General features: G+C 64.8%; 15 protein-coding genes. 9 read left to right on the forward strand and 6 right to left on the reverse strand.

Annotated features, from left to right (window positions below; translation table 11 throughout):
* Positions 1 to 65: 65 nt before the first annotated feature.
* Complete coding sequence (locus tag FG93_RS20775; protein WP_244448671.1) at positions 66 to 686, reverse strand: cytochrome b; 621 nt, start codon at positions 684 to 686, stop codon at positions 66 to 68.
* Positions 687 to 963: 277 nt separating this feature from the next.
* Between FG93_RS20775 and ribA the strand changes: the two genes are divergently transcribed.
* Positions 964 to 2,091 (forward strand): GTP cyclohydrolase II RibA, encoded by a 1,128-nt coding sequence (gene ribA, locus FG93_RS20780; protein ID WP_052514020.1) that lies wholly within the window; start codon positions 964 to 966, stop codon positions 2,089 to 2,091.
* A 31-nt stretch (positions 2,092 to 2,122) separates the two neighbouring features.
* Positions 2,123 to 4,489, forward strand: coding sequence for a hypothetical protein (locus FG93_RS20785; protein ID WP_043237898.1), 2,367 nt, complete (start codon positions 2,123 to 2,125; stop codon positions 4,487 to 4,489).
* A gap of 7 nt (positions 4,490 to 4,496) precedes the next feature.
* On the opposite strand, the gene FG93_RS20790 is transcribed toward FG93_RS20785, so the two are convergent.
* From FG93_RS20790 to FG93_RS20805, 4 genes are all read right to left on the reverse strand, one after another.
* Complete coding sequence (locus FG93_RS20790; RefSeq protein WP_043237901.1) at positions 4,497 to 5,357, reverse strand: TIGR01459 family HAD-type hydrolase; 861 nt, start codon at positions 5,355 to 5,357, stop codon at positions 4,497 to 4,499.
* Between the two features lie 5 nt (positions 5,358 to 5,362).
* A complete protein-coding gene (locus FG93_RS20795) occupies positions 5,363 to 6,301 on the reverse strand; it encodes a sugar kinase (protein WP_043237904.1) in 939 nt (312 codons plus the stop codon).
* A 206-nt stretch (positions 6,302 to 6,507) separates the two neighbouring features.
* Positions 6,508 to 7,749 (reverse strand): hypothetical protein, encoded by a 1,242-nt coding sequence (locus FG93_RS20800; protein ID WP_152579540.1) that lies wholly within the window; start codon positions 7,747 to 7,749, stop codon positions 6,508 to 6,510.
* 86 nt (positions 7,750 to 7,835) lie between these two features.
* A complete protein-coding gene (locus tag FG93_RS20805; RefSeq protein WP_043237907.1) occupies positions 7,836 to 8,414 on the reverse strand; it encodes a DUF1134 domain-containing protein in 579 nt (192 codons plus the stop codon).
* A 45-nt stretch (positions 8,415 to 8,459) separates the two neighbouring features.
* Here FG93_RS20805 and FG93_RS20810 point away from each other — a divergent pair, with 45 nt between their 5' ends.
* On the forward strand, positions 8,460 to 9,110 hold the full coding sequence (locus FG93_RS20810; protein ID WP_152579541.1) for a YHS domain-containing (seleno)protein: 651 nt from the start codon (positions 8,460 to 8,462) through the stop codon (positions 9,108 to 9,110).
* A 58-nt stretch (positions 9,111 to 9,168) separates the two neighbouring features.
* Here the strand turns inward: FG93_RS20810 and FG93_RS20815 are convergent, their stop codons facing one another.
* Positions 9,169 to 10,032 (reverse strand): 3'(2'),5'-bisphosphate nucleotidase CysQ, encoded by an 864-nt coding sequence (locus tag FG93_RS20815; RefSeq protein ID WP_052513998.1) that lies wholly within the window; start codon positions 10,030 to 10,032, stop codon positions 9,169 to 9,171.
* Between the two features lie 138 nt (positions 10,033 to 10,170).
* Between FG93_RS20815 and chpT the strand changes: the two genes are divergently transcribed.
* The 6 genes from chpT (at position 10,171) to FG93_RS20845 (ending at position 16,536) form a co-directional block, all read left to right on the forward strand.
* Positions 10,171 to 10,812: a histidine phosphotransferase ChpT gene (gene chpT, locus FG93_RS20820; RefSeq protein WP_043237909.1), complete on the forward strand. Its 642-nt coding sequence runs from the start codon at positions 10,171 to 10,173 to the stop codon at positions 10,810 to 10,812.
* Positions 10,813 to 10,927: 115 nt separating this feature from the next.
* A complete protein-coding gene (locus FG93_RS20825) occupies positions 10,928 to 13,540 on the forward strand; it encodes a chemotaxis protein CheW (protein ID WP_043238243.1) in 2,613 nt (870 codons plus the stop codon).
* A gap of 38 nt (positions 13,541 to 13,578) precedes the next feature.
* Positions 13,579 to 14,031 carry a chemotaxis protein CheW gene (locus FG93_RS20830; RefSeq protein WP_043238245.1) on the forward strand — a complete coding sequence of 151 codons (453 nt, stop codon included), beginning with the start codon at positions 13,579 to 13,581 and terminating at the stop codon, positions 14,029 to 14,031.
* A gap of 30 nt (positions 14,032 to 14,061) precedes the next feature.
* Positions 14,062 to 14,427: a PleD family two-component system response regulator gene (locus FG93_RS20835; RefSeq protein WP_043237911.1), complete on the forward strand. Its 366-nt coding sequence runs from the start codon at positions 14,062 to 14,064 to the stop codon at positions 14,425 to 14,427.
* Positions 14,428 to 14,527: 100 nt separating this feature from the next.
* Positions 14,528 to 15,649 (forward strand): chemotaxis-specific protein-glutamate methyltransferase CheB, encoded by a 1,122-nt coding sequence (gene cheB, locus FG93_RS20840; protein ID WP_043237914.1) that lies wholly within the window; start codon positions 14,528 to 14,530, stop codon positions 15,647 to 15,649.
* A complete protein-coding gene (locus FG93_RS20845; protein WP_043237917.1) occupies positions 15,646 to 16,536 on the forward strand; it encodes a protein-glutamate O-methyltransferase CheR in 891 nt (296 codons plus the stop codon). The genes cheB and FG93_RS20845 overlap by 4 nt, the downstream gene beginning before the upstream one ends.
* The last annotated feature ends 95 nt before the right edge of the window (positions 16,537 to 16,631 follow it).

Genomic DNA, 16,631 nt, shown 5'->3' on the forward strand with positions numbered 1-16,631 from the left:
GCTGCGTTTGGACGAAGTCGTCCAAACGTAGAAAACGTGATCGACTCTCATAGTTTAGAGCATGCTCAATGCGAAAAACCGTTGCCACTTTTTCGCAGCATGCTCTCGCGCGCTCCGGGCCACATCCGCCGCAGCACGCCGTCCCTGCGGATGAAGCGGTGATAGATCACCGCTGCGATATGCGTTGCGATCAGCAGAGCCATGCCGAGCGCGAGCCAGCCGTGGATATTGAGCACTCTCTTCGCCATTTCCTCATCCGGCGCAGTGAGTGCCGGTAGATTGAACAGATCGAAGATCGTCCGTGCTGGAAAGAGCGACACACCGATCCAGCCCAGGATCGGCACGATCAGCAGCAAGCCATAGAGCAGCCAATGCACCAGATGCGAGCCCGCCCTGTGCCACCACAACAGGGTTGGCTCGTCGGATGGAGCACCATGCAGCAAGCGATAGGCCAGTCGCCCGGCCATCAGCCAGAGCAGCGTGAAGCCGATCAGCTTATGCGCGCTGTAGAGAGAGTTGGTCAGGGTATCCCAGATATCGAGCGTCTTGCCGCGATAGGTCATCGCCAGGCCAAGCGGGATCATCACAAGGACGAGCGCGACAGTCAGCCAGTGGAAGCGCCGTGCGACCGGGCTGTAGACGGCTGCCATGCTCGGTTTGGCCGCCGTGGCGTCGTGACTGATCACCGTGCTCTCCCGTGGCTTGCTGTTGTTGGGTATACCGCTACCTTCGCCCATTCATCTCGCGTTCAATCTCGCCTTCCTATACAGCTGGCGGCAACAGATTGGATGGCTGCTAAGTTCAGCCGACATGAGGGTTTTGGCAACGGGAACCGTCCGCCCCCAGGAACGTTTCGAAGCCGGGGTCAGTCGCGCATCCCAAGCGATTTCCTGATCGTAGAATAAACATTCCTCCACCGCTCGCCGGTGCAATCTGACGGACAGTTCGATGCCCAAGTCGCCGATGTCTAGGTCGCGTACGCTCTTCGGCCGCTCGCAAGAAACCAACCTCGTAACGGTCGATCGTGCGATCGCCGAATTCCGCGCTGCCCGACCGGTGCTCTTGCACGATGGTGCCAGCCTGGCTCTGGCTCTCTCCGCGGAGCTCGCGGAGGTTGATCTGGTTCAGCGGCTCGACGAACTTGCCCGCGGCCGCGCGCATCTCATTCTCAGCGCGGCGCGTTTGCGGAGGCTCGGTGCGAAGGGTCGCAGCGAGACCGGCATTCTGGCGATGCCGACACTCGATCTTGCCCGCATCGAAACACTTGCCCTGAAGATCGACGCCAGGGTCGATGCGCCGGTTGCGCCGGCCGGTTCGCTCGACGAAGCCGCGCTCGAACTCGCCAGACTTTCGCTGGTTCTGCCGGCGACGATCCTTGTTCCGGTCACCGCCGAGGAGATCGCCGGAGAACCGCTGGTCGAGGTCGCCATTGCAGCGATCAACGCCTACCGGGCCGAGCAGGTCGCGTCGCTGGCGATCGTCGGGCGCGCGCCGGTGCCATTGGAGGGTGCACCGGAAACCGAGTTCGTCGTCTTCCGCGGCGGCGAAGGCCTGCGCGATCAGGTTGCGATCATCGTCGGCAAGCCGGATCTCGACACCGCCGTGCCCGTGCGCCTGCATTCGGCCTGCCTGACCGGTGATCTTTTCGGTTCGCTGAAATGCGACTGCGGCGACCAGCTGCGCGAGACCGTGCAGTGGATGGCCGAGAACGAGGGTGGCATCCTGCTCTATCTGGACCAGGAAGGCCGCGGCAACGGCATCTCCAACAAGATGCGCGCCTACCGGCTGCAGAGTCAGGGGTGGGATACCTATGATGCAGACGAAGTGCTCGGCTTCGACCTCGACCAGCGCCATTTCGATTTTGCCGCCACGATGCTGAAGCAGCTAGGCGTGACAAGCGTCACCGCCTTGACCAACAACCCGCTCAAGATCGGCGCGATCAAGGCTGCCGGCCTCGAAGTCGCAGCAACCCAGCGCGTGCTCGGCCGGCCGAATGTGCATAATGTCCGCTATCTCGCCTCCAAGCGGGACCGTGCCGGCCACTTCATCGACATGGACGCGCTGATGGCCCGTGCCGCGCCGACGGATTGATCGAGGCAGCGGCTTCGGGCAGAGCTCACTGATGTCCGAGCCCGGCACCACCTCCCCTCCGGTTCCCTCGGCACGCTGGCCGCTCGCCAGCGTGTTTTGCATCACCCTCTGCGCCTGGCTGGCCCTGTCCTGGCCCTGGCTCTCAGGAATCGTCACGATTCCCTGGGATGCAAAGGCCCATTTTCACCCGCAGCTGCAATTCCTGGCGACGGCGCTGAATCGCGGCCTCTCTCCGTTCTGGACGCCCTATGTCTTTGCCGGATCGCCGCAGGTCGCCGACCCGCAATCCCTGATCTTTTCACCCCCCTTCGCCCTGATCGCGATCTTCAATGCTTCGCCGAGCTTTCGTTGGAGCGACGGCGCGGTGCTCGGCACCTTGCTGGCAGGCGCCCTCGCCCTTGTGCTGCTGTTTCGCGATCGCAGCTGGCATCCGGCCGGCGCCGTCATTGCAGCTCTGGCCTTCGCCTTCGGCGCCTCGGCAGCCTGGCGCATCCAGCATATCGGGCAGGTGCTCAGTCTCGGCTACTTCGCCATAACGCTATTGCTGCTGTCGCGCTCGCTTGAGCGCAGCTCGCTGATTTACGGTTTCGCTGCGGGAATCGTGGCCGGCTTCATGGTGCTTGGCCGCGATCAGGTCGCATTGATCGGTGTCTATGTCCTGGCCGGACTGGTGGGCGCCGCCATTGCCATGGCCGACAGGCCGCTGCGGGCCTTGCGTGCAAGCATCCTCCCGCTGCTCGTGGGAGCGCTCGGTGCCATCTTCGTCGCCACCGTTCCGATCCTGCTCACCGCCTTCCTGGCACAGGAATCAAACCGTCCCGCGATCGATCTCATCGGCGCTGGAAAGGGTTCGTTGCACCCTGCATCGCTGCTCACCGGGCTGATCGCGAACCTCTATGGCGCGGCAGGTCCACTCGAAAACTTCTGGGGGCCGCCGAGTCCCGCCTGGGAACAGCGATTCGGGCCGCTCGATCTCTATCTCGCCCGCAACATGGGCCAGCTCTATCTCGGCTTCCTGCCGATGCTGCTGATCCTGACAGTCGGGCTGGTGCGTGGCGCACTGCTGCGGCGCGAGATCATCGCCCTCACCACTGCCGCGCTGCTGGTGCTGGTCTATGCACTCGGCCGCTACACACCCGGATTCCGGCTGATCTTCGAGGTGCTGCCGGGAGTGAATTTCTACCGGCGGCCGGCCGATGCGCTCTTCATCCTCGGGGCGCTGCTCGCGATCCTCGGCGGCTACCTGACCCATCTCGTCATGACCGACACCGCGCCACCTGCGCGGCTTTGGCAAAGGTTCGTCGAGGCAGCTCTTCTGGTCGGCGCCCCTGGCCTCGCCCTCTGGCTCGCCTGGACCATCGGGCGTGTCGGTGTTGCGACGATCCCGCTGGTCACTGCCCTACTTTGCGCCCTCTTGAGCGCGGGCGCACTGGTTGCAGCGCGCGAGTTTGCGCTGAGGGGTTCAACGCTTGCGGCCGCTGCCTTGCTGGCAGCAACGCTGACGGTGGATCTCTCCGTCAATAACGGCCCGAGCGAATCCACCGCGCTGCCCTCGCAGAATTATGACGTCTTGCGCGCCGACAGCACGAACGAGACGATTGCGCTCCTCAAGCGCGAGACGGCCCGCACCGCCGCACCGGACCGCCGCGACCGCATCGAGCTCGCGGGCATCGATTTCCACTGGCCCAATGCCAGTCTCGTCCATCAGCTCGACAATACGCTCGGCTACAATCCCCTCAGGCTCGGTCTCTACAGCAAGGCGACTGGCGCGGGCGATCATGTCGCGCTGCCGGACCAGCGTACGTTCTCGCCGCTGATGCCGGGTTACCGCTCGCTGCTCGCCGATATGCTCGGCCTGCGCTTCATCGCGACCGGCGTCCCCGCCGAGCAGATCGACAAGACTCTGAAGCCCGGCGACCTCGTTCAGATCGCCAGGACGCGCGATGCCTATGTCTACGAGAACGCGCGCGCCTTGCCGCGCGTCCTGTTTGTCGCGCAGGCCGAGCGGGCCGATTTCGGCGCGATCCTGGCAAGCGGCCAATGGCCGGCGGGCTTCGACCCGAGAACCGCGGTGTTGTTGGAGCGAGCCCCACCACCCCTGCCCGCCGGGCCGGTGGGGCCGGGCTCGGTCCGCATCGTCGATTACGGCACCACGGAAGTCGCTGTCGAGGCGGATGCACCGCGCGGCGGCTATGTTGTGCTCAATGATGTCTGGCATCACTGGTGGCAGGTCGAGGTCGACGGCAAGCCAGCTCAGTTGCTGCGCGCCAATGTCCTGTTCAGGGCGGTCGCTGTACCACCGGGCCGATCGAAGATCCGCTTCGTCTTCCGCCCTTTCGAGGGGCTCTACGCCGATATCGGAGCCTGGCTGAAGGCTCAGCGAGCGCCCCCGGTCTGAAGCGCGTTCAGGCGAGTGCGGCCATGGCCGCGACAGGCACGGCCGGCTGCCCGGCAAGGACGCGGGTGACGCCGGCCGGGTCCACCTCGCCATCCAGGATCGTCTCTTCGCGATGGATGCCACCGGCGACGAAAAGGCTGTCGAAACCCATCATGCGTGCACCAGCGAGATCGGTCCGCACCGCGTCGCCGATCACCAGAACCTTGTCGGCTTCGATCTCGCGGCCGCCACGAGCCTCCCGGGCGGCAGCAAGCGCCAAGTCATAGGCCGGACGATGCGGCTTGCCAGCCCAGGCCACTGAGCCACCGAGCTCCTCGTAAATCGTCGCAAGCGCGCCGGCGCAGGGCAGCAGATCCTCGCCGACATGCACGACAAGATCGGGATTGCCGCAAATGAAGGGAAGATTGCGCGCCGCAAGGCGCGTTAGCAGCGGACGGTAATCCTCGGGCGTCTCGCGCCGATAGTCGTTCAGCTCGGTCGCGACGACGAGTTCGGCGTCCGCTTCGTTGACGAGATTGACATTGAGGCCCGCGAACACCGCTCGGTCCGCATGCCAGCCGATATGATAGATCTGCCGCATCGGGCTCGCTGCGATGAGCGCCTTGGTCACATCGCCGGAGGTCACCAGCCGATCCCAGGCCATGCGAGGAACGCGCTTGTCGTCGAGAACGCCGGCAATCTGCTCCGAGGGACCGGGCGCGTTCGAGAGCAGCACGACCGTGCCACCACGCTGCCGGAACTTGATCAACGCATCGCAGGCAGGTTCGAGGGCCCAGACACCGTCATGCACGACGCCCCAGACATCGCTGATCAGCACGTCATAGCCGGCGAGCAAATCGCCGGCCTGGCTCAGGATCGGAACGTTCATCTCAATCAAGCCCTTGCCTCGACGGCCATCCGCGCCTCGACATCGGCGCGCCTTGGCAGCGGCGCGACTGCGCCATAACCCAGCGTGGAAAGTGCCGCTGCGACATTGGCGTAGGCGGCGGCGACAAAAGGATCGCCGGTGCGCACATATTCGGCGAGGAAGGCGCCGTCATAGCAGTCGCCGGCTCCGGTCGCATCGATCGCGTCGACTTTGATCGGCACGAAGCGCTGGCGCCGCTCCGGCGTCGCAACCAGCGAGCCCGCGTGACCTAGGGTGAGCGCGACAATCCTCGCGCCAAGCCCGAGATAGAAATCGGCGATCGCATCCGGCTCGCTCAGGCCCGTCAACTGGGTCGCGTCGTCAAAACCCGGCAACACGATGTCGGCCATGGCGCAGGCGGCATGGATGATCGCCCGCGCCCGGGTCAGCGGCCAGAGCTTCAGCCTCAGGTTGGTATCATAGGCCGTGGTGACGCCGCTGGCGCGGGCCACGGCAAAAGCCTCGAACACCGCATCGCAGGCACTTGCCGAAATCGCCTGACTGATACCCGAAGCCTGCACCACCTTGGCCGAGCGAACAGAATCGAGCGGCAGGTCGCGCGGCCCGCAGAGGCTCGCAGCCGAGCCCGCACGCAAATAGGAGAACACGTGCCCATTCGGTCCGTGATCGACGAAATAGAGCCCGGTCGGCGCGGTCGGATGGGTCGTGACATGGCTGTCATCGACATTTTCCCTGGCCCAGAGTTCGCGGAAGGAGCGGCCTGCGCTGTCATCCCCCAAAGCGCCGACATAGGCGACGCTGGCGCCCTGCCGCGCCGCGGCGATCGCACAGTTCGAAGTATCTCCGCCATGACCGAAGCGGAAGGCACCTGCCTCGCCGCGGGTCGCGTTGAACTCGCCCAGCGGTTCGCCGATGCAGAGAATGTCGAGTGTCTTATCCGTCACGGCACCGTCTCAGGCCAGAGCTGTTGGACGCGGCGAAAAGCCTGCGCGCCTTCCTAGAGCATCGGACCGAAAAGTGGAATCCGGTTTTCGGAAAAATCCGATGCTCGAACAAAGAGATAGATCGCCCATCCTGCGTCCGAATGGACGCACGGCGATCTAAAGCATCAAGCGCCCAAGGTGGAAACGGTTTTCCGCTGAGTTGCGAGCTATTCCGCCGCTTCCCGGCTCGACGGCGGCGCCATCAGCTGATCGGCGATGCGCACGATCTCCTGCCGCAGAGCGGCATTGTCGCTCCGTGCAGCCGGATTACTGCCGGGCTTCGCGTCCCGTCGCAATTGCGCCAGTTCCTGCTTGGTGCGCGCAAGCTCGGCTCGCACCTGAGCCAGCGCTCCTTGCAGGGTCTGCGCTTCTGCATGCTCGGTTTCGAGTCGGGCATCCCGAGCACGCAACTCGTTCTGGACCTGCGCAACCTCTTCGGCGGCCCGCTGCTTTCTGGACGCGTTCATGGATTTCTCCTGCGCCAATTCCACTTCGAGTTCCTGCTTCATCCGCACCTGCTGGTCGCGCTCCGCCTCGACCTTGCGGGCGAGTGCGGCGAGACGCGCGGCCTCTGCGGCGACCTCGACCGCACCGGAATCCACAGCAGCAAGGCCTGCCTCGGCTTGTGTCGCGCGTGTGGCCAGGGCGTCGGCGCGCTGTCTTTCGCTGTCTCGATCGGTCGTCATCGCCTTGAGCGCAGCTTCCGCCTGATCAACGGCGCGCCGGCTGGCCGCGAGTTCTCCCTCGATCACCATGACGCGCGTGCGACCCTCGACCTGCGCAACGCGATGGGCGTCGCTCTCCTGGCGGGACTGCGCGAGCTCCGTTTCGCGCTCCGCAAGCAGCGCCTCGGTCCGTTCGAGCGCCGCGCGCAGCTCTGCCAACTCTCCGGTCCGCGCATCGAGATCGGAGCCGGTGCCACGCAGCGCATGTCTCGCTTCGTTCAGGCTGCGGTCCAATGCGCCAAGATCAGTGATCCGCTGTTCAATGGTGGCGCCGGCCAGTGTCAGGGCGGCGGTTTCCCTGGCCAGCGCGTCGCGGGTTTCGGCGAGATCGGAGCGTGTGGCCGCCAGATCGCCCTCGAGCCCGTTGATGCGATGTTCGCGCGCGCCGAGTTCCCGTTCGAGCCGCCCGATCGCCATGTCGCGGCGGCCGAGCTCTTCCATCGCGCCGGCCCTTGCAGCGAATCCGCTCTCGGCCCGCTGCTCGAGAGCCCGCGCCTGCATCGCCAGTTCCGCACGCAAATGATCTCGATCGGCTGCGATCTCCGCCAGCGACAGCGGGAATGCCGCCTCTGCCCGCTTGCGAGCCAGGCGATCGGCCCGCCGGGCGAGCGCCGGCAATGCCGCCAGCGCCAGCAGAAGGGCTGTCAGGAAGCCGAGCGTGACGAGCATAACGGCTTCGATCAAATCACGGGGCTCCGGTCAGGAACGATTCCAAGCACGAAACCCTGCCATGACAACGGCGCCATGGCCAGCAAAACGAGCCCTTCCGGTCAGAACGGGTTCCAGGTCGCCTGCGGCGTGAACTTGAGATAGCCGAGATTGACGCCGAGGCGCCAGCCGACGCCCGTCCGGATCGGCACCAGCGTCACGCCCTCGGCTGCCATTGCGGTGAAGCCGAAGCCACCGACGAAGTATACCGAGCCATCAATGCCGACGAATCGCTGATAGAGCGCATCAACGACCGGCAGATTGTAGACCAGCATCATGGTGCGAGCGCCCTCTCCGCCGAAGTCGAAGCCGACGGACGGGCCCTGCCAGAACACTTTGCGGTCGCCGGCATTGCGTGTGAACAGCGTGCCCTCGCCAAAGCGGAGGCCACCGACGAAAGCGCCGGACGCTTCCTGGCCAAGCACATAGCCATTGGGTTCGCCCCAGCGGCGGACGGCCTCCTCGATCGTCAGCGCAAGCCCGCGTGAGACGTTGCCGAAGAATTGATGACCGGAGCTGACAAGCTCGGTCTGGGAAAAGGACTGCGGATTCTGGCGCTGCGCCAGGACCGGCAGGCTGCTCAGGCCAAGGGTGGCTGAGACAACCGCACCGGCCAGAAGAGAACGGCGAGTGAGATCCATCGAGGAAACTCCGGGCTAGGCGTCGCATCCCGGCCGGGTGGCCGGATGCGCGGCGGGGCACGGCATCACGCAAATGCGCGACAATTCAGTAACCAGTTTGATACGCCCCAAGAGTATCCAACCCGTGAAGATCGCGCGGAGCTGCTCCCCGCCGTCCCCCCAGCAAAGGAATCTGTGATGAAGGCCGTAAAATGGCAGCGCTGGATTTCGATCGCGGTCGGCGTCCTTGCCCTTGCCATCGCGGTCCAGCCGGTGCTGGCTCAGCCGGCGGCGCTACCCGATGGTCTTCCGGATTTGCCTGCCATTGGCGAGGAAATGCAGCGCGACATCCGTTCCGGGCTGGCATTGCGCGGCTATGACCCCGTTGCCTATCAGGCAGAAGCGCGCGCGGTTTCCGGCCGCCCGGACTATGAGCTGGTCTACGAGGGCGCAGTCTGGCGCTTCAGCACTGCCAGCAACCGCGAAGCCTTTCGTGATTCGCCCGATATCTACGAGCCAGCCTTTGCAGGCTTCGACCCGCTCGCGGTTGCCGATGGACGTGCGGTTGAGTCCGACCCGCGTCGCTTCGCGATCATTGATTCGCGGCTGTTCCTCTTCCGAAGTGAAGAGAACAAGCGCCGCTTCACCCAGGAAGCCTCCCTGCGCCAGCTCGCGCAATCCAACTGGCAGCTCGTCAGCCGGCAGATCGCTCGCTAAAGCATCGGCCCGAAAGGTGGATTGCGGTTTTCGGAAAAGCCGATGCAATCTTACAAGGTTAGCTCATCGGCCCCGTCTGGCCGACAGGCGTCAGTTCCTTCGCAAGCGCGATCGCACGCCCGGCCAATCCCTCATTGCTGGCCGCCACGAAGGATGGGTTACGATATTGCCGCTCGGCACAGCCATAGTGCAGCACGTTGCCATCGAGCTGCCGGACGACACCGCCCGCCGCGGTCAGAATCGCGTCGCCAGCAGCAATATCCCATTCCATCGTGGTTCCTCCGCGAACATGAAGATCGGCCTCGCCACTGGCGATCAGGCCGAATTTCACCGCCGAGGACATCGGCATCTGTTCACTCTTGCACATCGCGCTGAGAACGCTGCTGCTGAGTGCGTCTCCGTGAAAGCGGCTGACCAGAACGACCGGGCCGCTCGCCGGCGTTGGACGGGCGACGATGCGCTGCGCCACCCCGAGCGTTGAACCGTCCGGCGCGATGGCCTGTGCAAAGGCATCTTCCCCCGCAAACCAGAGCCGACCGATCTCCGGCGCGGCAATCGCCCCCGCGATCGGCCGCGAGCCGCTGATAATGGCGATCGCGACACAATAGCTTCCGCCAGCCGCCAGGAACTCGCGTGTGCCATCCAGCGGGTCGAGTAAAATGAAGACGGGTGCGGGCTGCGCGGATTCGACGCTCTCCTCACTGATCACGGGGAAATCGGGCAGCAACCTCGTGAGGGCCGCCTTCGCGGCGTGATCGGCAGCAAGGTCAGCGGAACAGACCGGCGAACCGTCCGCCTTGCTCCGCACATCCCTTGCGGCGCGCATGGCCAGCAGCACGGCGCCGCTGAGGCGCGCCGCCTCGGCCAGCTTCTCAGCCAGGGCATTGCGGTCGGAAAGGCGCGGATCATCGGGCGCTATCATGCGGATTGGGCGCCCATTCGCTGTTCTGCTGGCCAAAACACAGTTAACCACATGCAAACCAAGATCACCTCATACCTTATCCTATCGGCGCTTCGTTTGCCATGAGCGCCCCGAAACGCTGTTCCCAGGACATCTGCCATGACCGACATCTCGCTCGAGCCGCTCGATCTGGCTGCGCTTCTTTGCAGCCGGGTCTGCCATGACGTGATTAGCCCGGTCGGCGCCATCGTCAACGCGCTCGAGGTTCTGGAGGAAGACGATCCCTCGATGCGAGATTTCGCGCTCGAACTGATCAAGAAGAGCGCGCGCAGCGCGTCCGCCCGGCTGCAGTTCGCCCGGCTTGCCTTCGGCGCGGCGGGGTCGGCGGGCGCGATGATCGACCTCGGCGATGCCGGCACGGTCGCGAATGGCTTTCTGAATGACGACAAGCTCTCGCTCGACTGGGAGGCTCCGCGCGCGTTGCTGCCGAAGAATCAGGTCAAGCTCGTGCTCAACCTGCTGATCCTGGCGACACAGGCCGTGCCGCGCGGCGGACGCCTCGTCGCCCGCACCACCCTGGAGGGCGAGCAGGGCAGCTTCCATATCACCGCCACCGGTTCGCATGCCCGAATTCCGGCCCATGTCGAGGAACTGCTCGCCAGCCGCTCCGAGACCGGCACGATCGACGCTCACGCCGTCCAGCCGCTTTACGCCGGCATGGTCGCCCGCGCGGCGAACATGAAGATCTCCTTCTCCATCGACGGCGACACCGTGACGATCACGGCCGACAAGGCGGACTGAACCATTTCGGCCGAAAGCGCAGGAACATCGCGCTTTCAGTCCTGTCTCAACCGATCATAAACCCTTCCGCTGCATAGATGGGTGCAGCGTTGTTGCGTGGGTAATGGTCTTCGGCATGGACGAATTGCTCCAAGAGTTCCTTGGCGAGACTGGCGAGCATCTCGACACCGTCGACAGGGAGCTCGTGCGCTTCGAACAGGAGCCCAATAATCGCGACATCCTGCGCAACATCTTCCGGTTGGTTCACACCGTGAAGGGCACCTGCGGATTCATTGGCCTGCCGCGTCTTGAAGCCCTGACGCATGCGGCAGAATCCGTGATGGGCCAGTTCCGCGACGGCGCAACCGTGAATGCGATTGCGGTGACCGCGATTCTGGAGACCATCGACCGCATCAAGGAAATCATGGCGGAACTGGCCGACAAGGGTCAGGAACCGAGCGGCAGCGACGAGGTCCTGATCCGCGAATTGCAAGCGCTGGCAGACCAGGCCAAGAAGGAGCTGGCGCAGTCCCCCTCGGTCAGCCCGTCGGATCCGGTGGCCGCCTACCTGGCCCGGCACGCTGCATCCGCGACCGATGACGGCCTCGACCTCGTCTTCCAGAGCGCGCCCGGACCGCAGCGCGGACCGGACGGGCGCATCGAAAGCGCCGCCCGCCACGATGCAGCCGCCGACGACGCCTCCCCCCGCGAGAGCCGCTCGGCGGGGCCGGCAAGCCTTCGCGTCAATGTCGACACCATCGAGCATCTGATGACAATGGTCTCGGAGCTCGTGCTGACCCGCAACCAGTTGCTCGAAATCTCGCGCCGCCAGGATGACGCCGCTCTGAAGGCTCCGCTTCAGCGTCTGTCTCTGATCACCGCCGAATTGCAGGACGGGGTGATGAAGACCCGCATGCAGCCGATCGGCAATGCCTGGTCGAAGCTGCCGCGCATCGTGCGCGACCTCAGCGGCGAACTCGGCAAGCGCATCGAACTCGTCACCGAAGGTGCCGATACCGAGCTCGACCGGCAGATCCTCGACCTGATCAAGGATCCCCTGATCCATATGGTGCGCAACTGCGCCGATCACGCCATCGAGCCACCGGCCGATCGTATTGCGGCCGGCAAGCCGGCCCATGGCACCATTCGCCTCGCCGCCTATCACGAGGGCGGGTCGGTCACCATCTCGATCTCGGATGACGGGCGCGGTCTCGACTTCGAGCGCATTCGCCGCAAGGCCCTGCAGCAGGGTCTCGCCCATGATGGCGAGATCGAGCGCATGAGCGAAGCGCAGCTCAGCCGCCTGATATTTCACCCCGGATTCTCGACCGCGGAGAATGTCACCGCGATCTCCGGCCGCGGCGTTGGCATGGACGTGGTCAAGTCGAACATCGACGCCATTGGTGGGTTGATCGATATCGCCAGCGCAGCGGGCGTCGGTACCACCCTCACCATCAAGATCCCACTCACGCTCGCCATCGTCGCGGCCCTCATCGTGGCCTGCGGCGAACAGCGCTTCGCTATCCCTCAGATCGTCGTACGTGAGCTCGTGCGCGTGAAGGCAGGTGCGGATCACCGGGTCGAGCAGATCAACGGCACTCCTGTCCTCCGGCTGCGTGGTCGATTGCTGCCGATCATCGCACTTGCCGGATTGTTGCACGCCGGTCCCGCGGCGGCAGATGACGGGTTCATCGTGGTGACACAGATCGGCGAACGTCAGTTCGGCATTTTGGTCGACACTGTCTTCCACACCGAGGAAATCGTCGTCAAACCGATGTCGACGAAGCTGCGTCACATCCCGATTTTCTCCGGTAACACCATCCTTGGCGATGGCGCGGTCGTATTGATCGTCGATCCCAATGGCGTCGCAAGCCTCGTCGGAGCGACAACCTCTGCCGATGCCCCCGAGCAGAACGCGACCAGCGGCCCCTCCCCAGTCGGTGAACGCACGACCATGCTGGTGTTTCGCGCCGGGGCCGACAGCCTGAAAGCCGTACCGCTCTCGCTCGTCACACGGCTGGAAGAGGTCGAGGCAGAGCGGTTCGAGATCAGCGGCGGTCGCGTGCTGCTGAACTATCGCGGCCGTTTGATGCCGGTCATCCCCGTCGGCGAGACTCACGTGAAGAGCAAGGGCCTGCAGGCACTCGTGATCATCGCGGAAGGCGAGTTGACCATGGGTCTCGCAGTCGACGCGATCGTCGACATCGTTGACGAGATTCTCGATGTCGAGTTGCAGGCCATGCTCGACCAGGGTGCCGTAGGGTCGGCCATCATCAGGGGGCGCGCCACCGAGATCCTCGATCTGGCTCACTACCTGCCCAAGGGCGATCCGAACTGGTTGCGCGCGAGCCGCCGCGAAGGCCTTGCCGGCAGCGCGCATGTCCTCATGGTCGAGCCATCCGAATTCCTGCGCGAAATGCTGGCCCCCGTCCTGAAGGCCGCGGGACTTCGCGTAACACTGGCCGCCGATATCGCCAGCGCCCGGCAGCATGTCGCGGCTGGCGGGCTCAACGGCGTGTTGATCGATCTCGACCGCTACACCGATGCAGCGCTCGGCTTCGCAGCCGAACTGCGTCACGGCGAAGGCGGCGATGCGTTCCGCATCCTCGGCATGACGACCTTCGCCACCCCGGAGCTCCATGCGCTCGCAGCGCAGGCGCACATGGACGCCATCGTCGCAAAGTTCGATCGCCGCGCCTTGCTCGCCGAGCTGGCGGAGAGCCACTCCAGGTTGAGGCAGGCGGCATGAGCCCAAAGCCGAGCAGCGCACGTCCGGCGCCCGACGCGATGGGCTTCACCGAATCCCTCGACTACGTCACCGTGACCATTGGCGAGCAGTTGCTCGGCCTGCCGATCGGCCGCGTGCAGGATGTCTTCAATACCAGCCGCATCACACCGGTGCCGCTGGCGCCACCCGAGATTATCGGCCTGCTCAACCTGCGCGGGCGGGTCGTGACCGCAATCTGCCTGCGCAAGCGCCTCGGCCGGGAGCCCCTGCAGAACGGAGCCCCGGAGTTGGTTGCGGTCGGGATCGATCACGGTGGAGAAGCCTACGCACTGATCGTTGACACGGTCGGCGAGGTGATCCGTCTCGATCATTCCACACTGGAGCCGGTGCCAGTCCATCTCGACCGCGCCTGGGCCTCTTTGGCGGCCGGTGTCCACCGCCTCGAAGACCGCCTTCTCGTCGTGCTCGACGTGGACGCCGTGCTGAAAATCGACCTGCCTTTGGCTGCCTGAGCCGCGGCCCGCCCATTCTGGAGAGTGATCATGAAATATTGCCTCGTCGTCGATGACTCAGCGGTGATCCGCAAGGTCGCACGCCGCATTCTCGAGGGGCTCCAGTTCCGGATCGCGGAAGCCGAGGACGGCGCCCGGGCGATCGATGCCTGCAAGGGCGAGATGCCGGATGCGGTGCTGCTCGACTGGAACATGCCGATCATGGACGGCTATGATTTCCTGCGCACCTTGCGGCAGATGCCAGGTGGCAAGCGCCCCAAGGTCGTCTTCTGCACGACCGAAAACGACATTGCCCATATCGCACGCGCCATGCACGCCGGCGCCGACGAGTACATCATGAAGCCGTTCGACAAGGAGATCGTCGCTTCCAAATTCCATCAGGTCGGCCTGCTGTGACAAGCCGCGCCGCGGCCGGCGTTGTCGCGGCATGTTCTTCGGCGGGCCGTTCGCGGCCCGCTCAGCCAGCCCTGCACTCGACGCACAGGGGTCGTGCCGAATGGTGAGCCCTCGCTCATCCAGCCATGGCAGAACAGCCATACGTCCGAAGACCGTCGTCATCGCCGACGACTCCGTCGTCGTGCGCGGGCTGTTCGCACGCTGGCTCGGCGAGAGCGGCCAGTTTCATGTCGTCGCGGTGGCTGGCGATGGTGAGATGGCCGTGGAGCATGCCACGCGCTACCGCCCCGACATCATGGTTCTCGACCTCGACATGCCCGGCCTCGACGGGCTGGCAGCGCTGCCCCAGATCGTCAGGGAGAGCCCGAAGACCGCGATCCTGCTGGCCACGACGCTGACCGAACGCAACGCCCGGCTCGCCCTGCAGGGCATGACCATGGGTGCCATGGACGTGCTGCCCAAGCCTGAAAGTCGCGCCGGCATGACGCTGTCGCTGGATTTCCGGAGCGAATTCCTGACCAAGCTCGGCAGCATCGCACAATCCTCGCACGAGGCGTTGCTGCCGTTCAGCGAAGTCCCGCCCGAACCGGGTCTGCCGAGCGGCATCACGGATCTCAGACCGCTGATCTCGATGATGCCGCGCTACCTCGTCATCGGCGCCTCGACAGGCGGCCCCCGCGCCGTGGCCAAGGTCCTCACCGATATTGGCGAAGGCCTCCAGGACCTGACGACCCTCGTCGTCCAGCATATGCCTCCGCTTTTTACGGCATCCTTCGCGGAACAGCTCTCCGGGCAGATCGGAGTCAGGGCACGCGAGCCTTTCGATGGCGAAAGGCTGAGTCGCGGCACGGTCTATATCGCGCCGGGAGGGCGCCATCTCGGTATCGATCGCAGGCTCGGCCACATCGTCGCGAGCATCGGCGACGGGCCGCCCGTGCGCTTCTGCAGGCCCGCCGTCGATGTGCTCTTCAGCGAAGCTGCCAATCACCTCGGTCCGGCCGCCCTCGGCCTGGTGATGACCGGGATGGGCAGTGACGGCACGGACGGCGCAGGCGCCTTGCGGCGCGCCGGAGCCGCCGTGATCGCACAGGATGAAATGTCGAGCACGATCTGGGGCATGCCCGGCTCTGTCGTGCGCGCCCGCCATGCCAGCACCGTCGTTGCGCTCGACGGCATCGGCCCGGCCATTCGTGCGCTTGTGCGTGGAGGATACCCCGCATGACGGAGGCCGATTTCGACTTCCTGCGCACGCTACTGCACCTGCGTTCAGGTCTCTCTCTCAGCACCGAGAAGCGCTACCTCGTCGAGAGCCGGCTCGGTATCCTCTGCCGAAAGCGAAATATCGCGGGGCTCGGTCCGCTTGTGCAGCGCCTCCGGCTCGAAGGCGATCGCGGCCTTGAGAATGCCGTCGTCGAGGCCATGACGACGAACGAGACCCTGTTCTTCCGCGACCGGACCCCATTCGACCTGTTTCGCAATGTGATCCTCCCTGAGAAACTCGCCGCGAATGCTGCCCACCGGTCCCTGCGGATCTGGTGCGCCGCGGTTTCGACCGGACAAGAAGCCTATTCCCTCGCCATGATACTGGACGAGATGGCGGCGCAGCTGGTGGGCTGGAAGATCGAGATCGTCGGAACCGATATCTCCGCCGAAGTTCTGGAGCGTGCCCGCGGGGGGCTCTACACCCAATTCGAGATCCAACGCGGCCTGCCGATCCAACTCCTGCTGAAGCACTTCCGGCAGGAAGGCGACAAATGGCGCATCTCGGAGCAGATTCGCGCGATGATTGAGCTGCGGCAGCATAACCTGCTCGAACCAAGCGGTCATTTCGGCCTCTTCGACGTGATCCTCTGCCGCAACGTCCTGATCTATTTCGACGTTCCGACCAAGGCGCGGGTCATGGCCGCATTGGCCCAGCGGCTTGCCCCGGACGGAGCCTTCCTGCTTGGCGCCGCCGAAACAGTGATCGGCATCACCACCAGCATCGTTCCGGACAAGCAGCATCGCGGCCTCTACCGCGACGGCCGCTCCGGCAAGGCTCAGTCGCCTGCCCTAGGCTACCCCTTCGATCGGTCGCGCCCACCAGCCGTGATTGGCACCCGCCTATAGATCATCGGAGCGGATATCGTATCCCGTCCGATGATCTAACGTGTTTGCATCGGCTTCCTCGAAAACCGCAATCCACTTTTCGGGCCCAATCCACT

This window comes from Allobosea sp. LC85 (genome assembly GCF_000735605.1).
GTDB lineage: Bacteria > Pseudomonadota > Alphaproteobacteria > Rhizobiales > Beijerinckiaceae > Allobosea.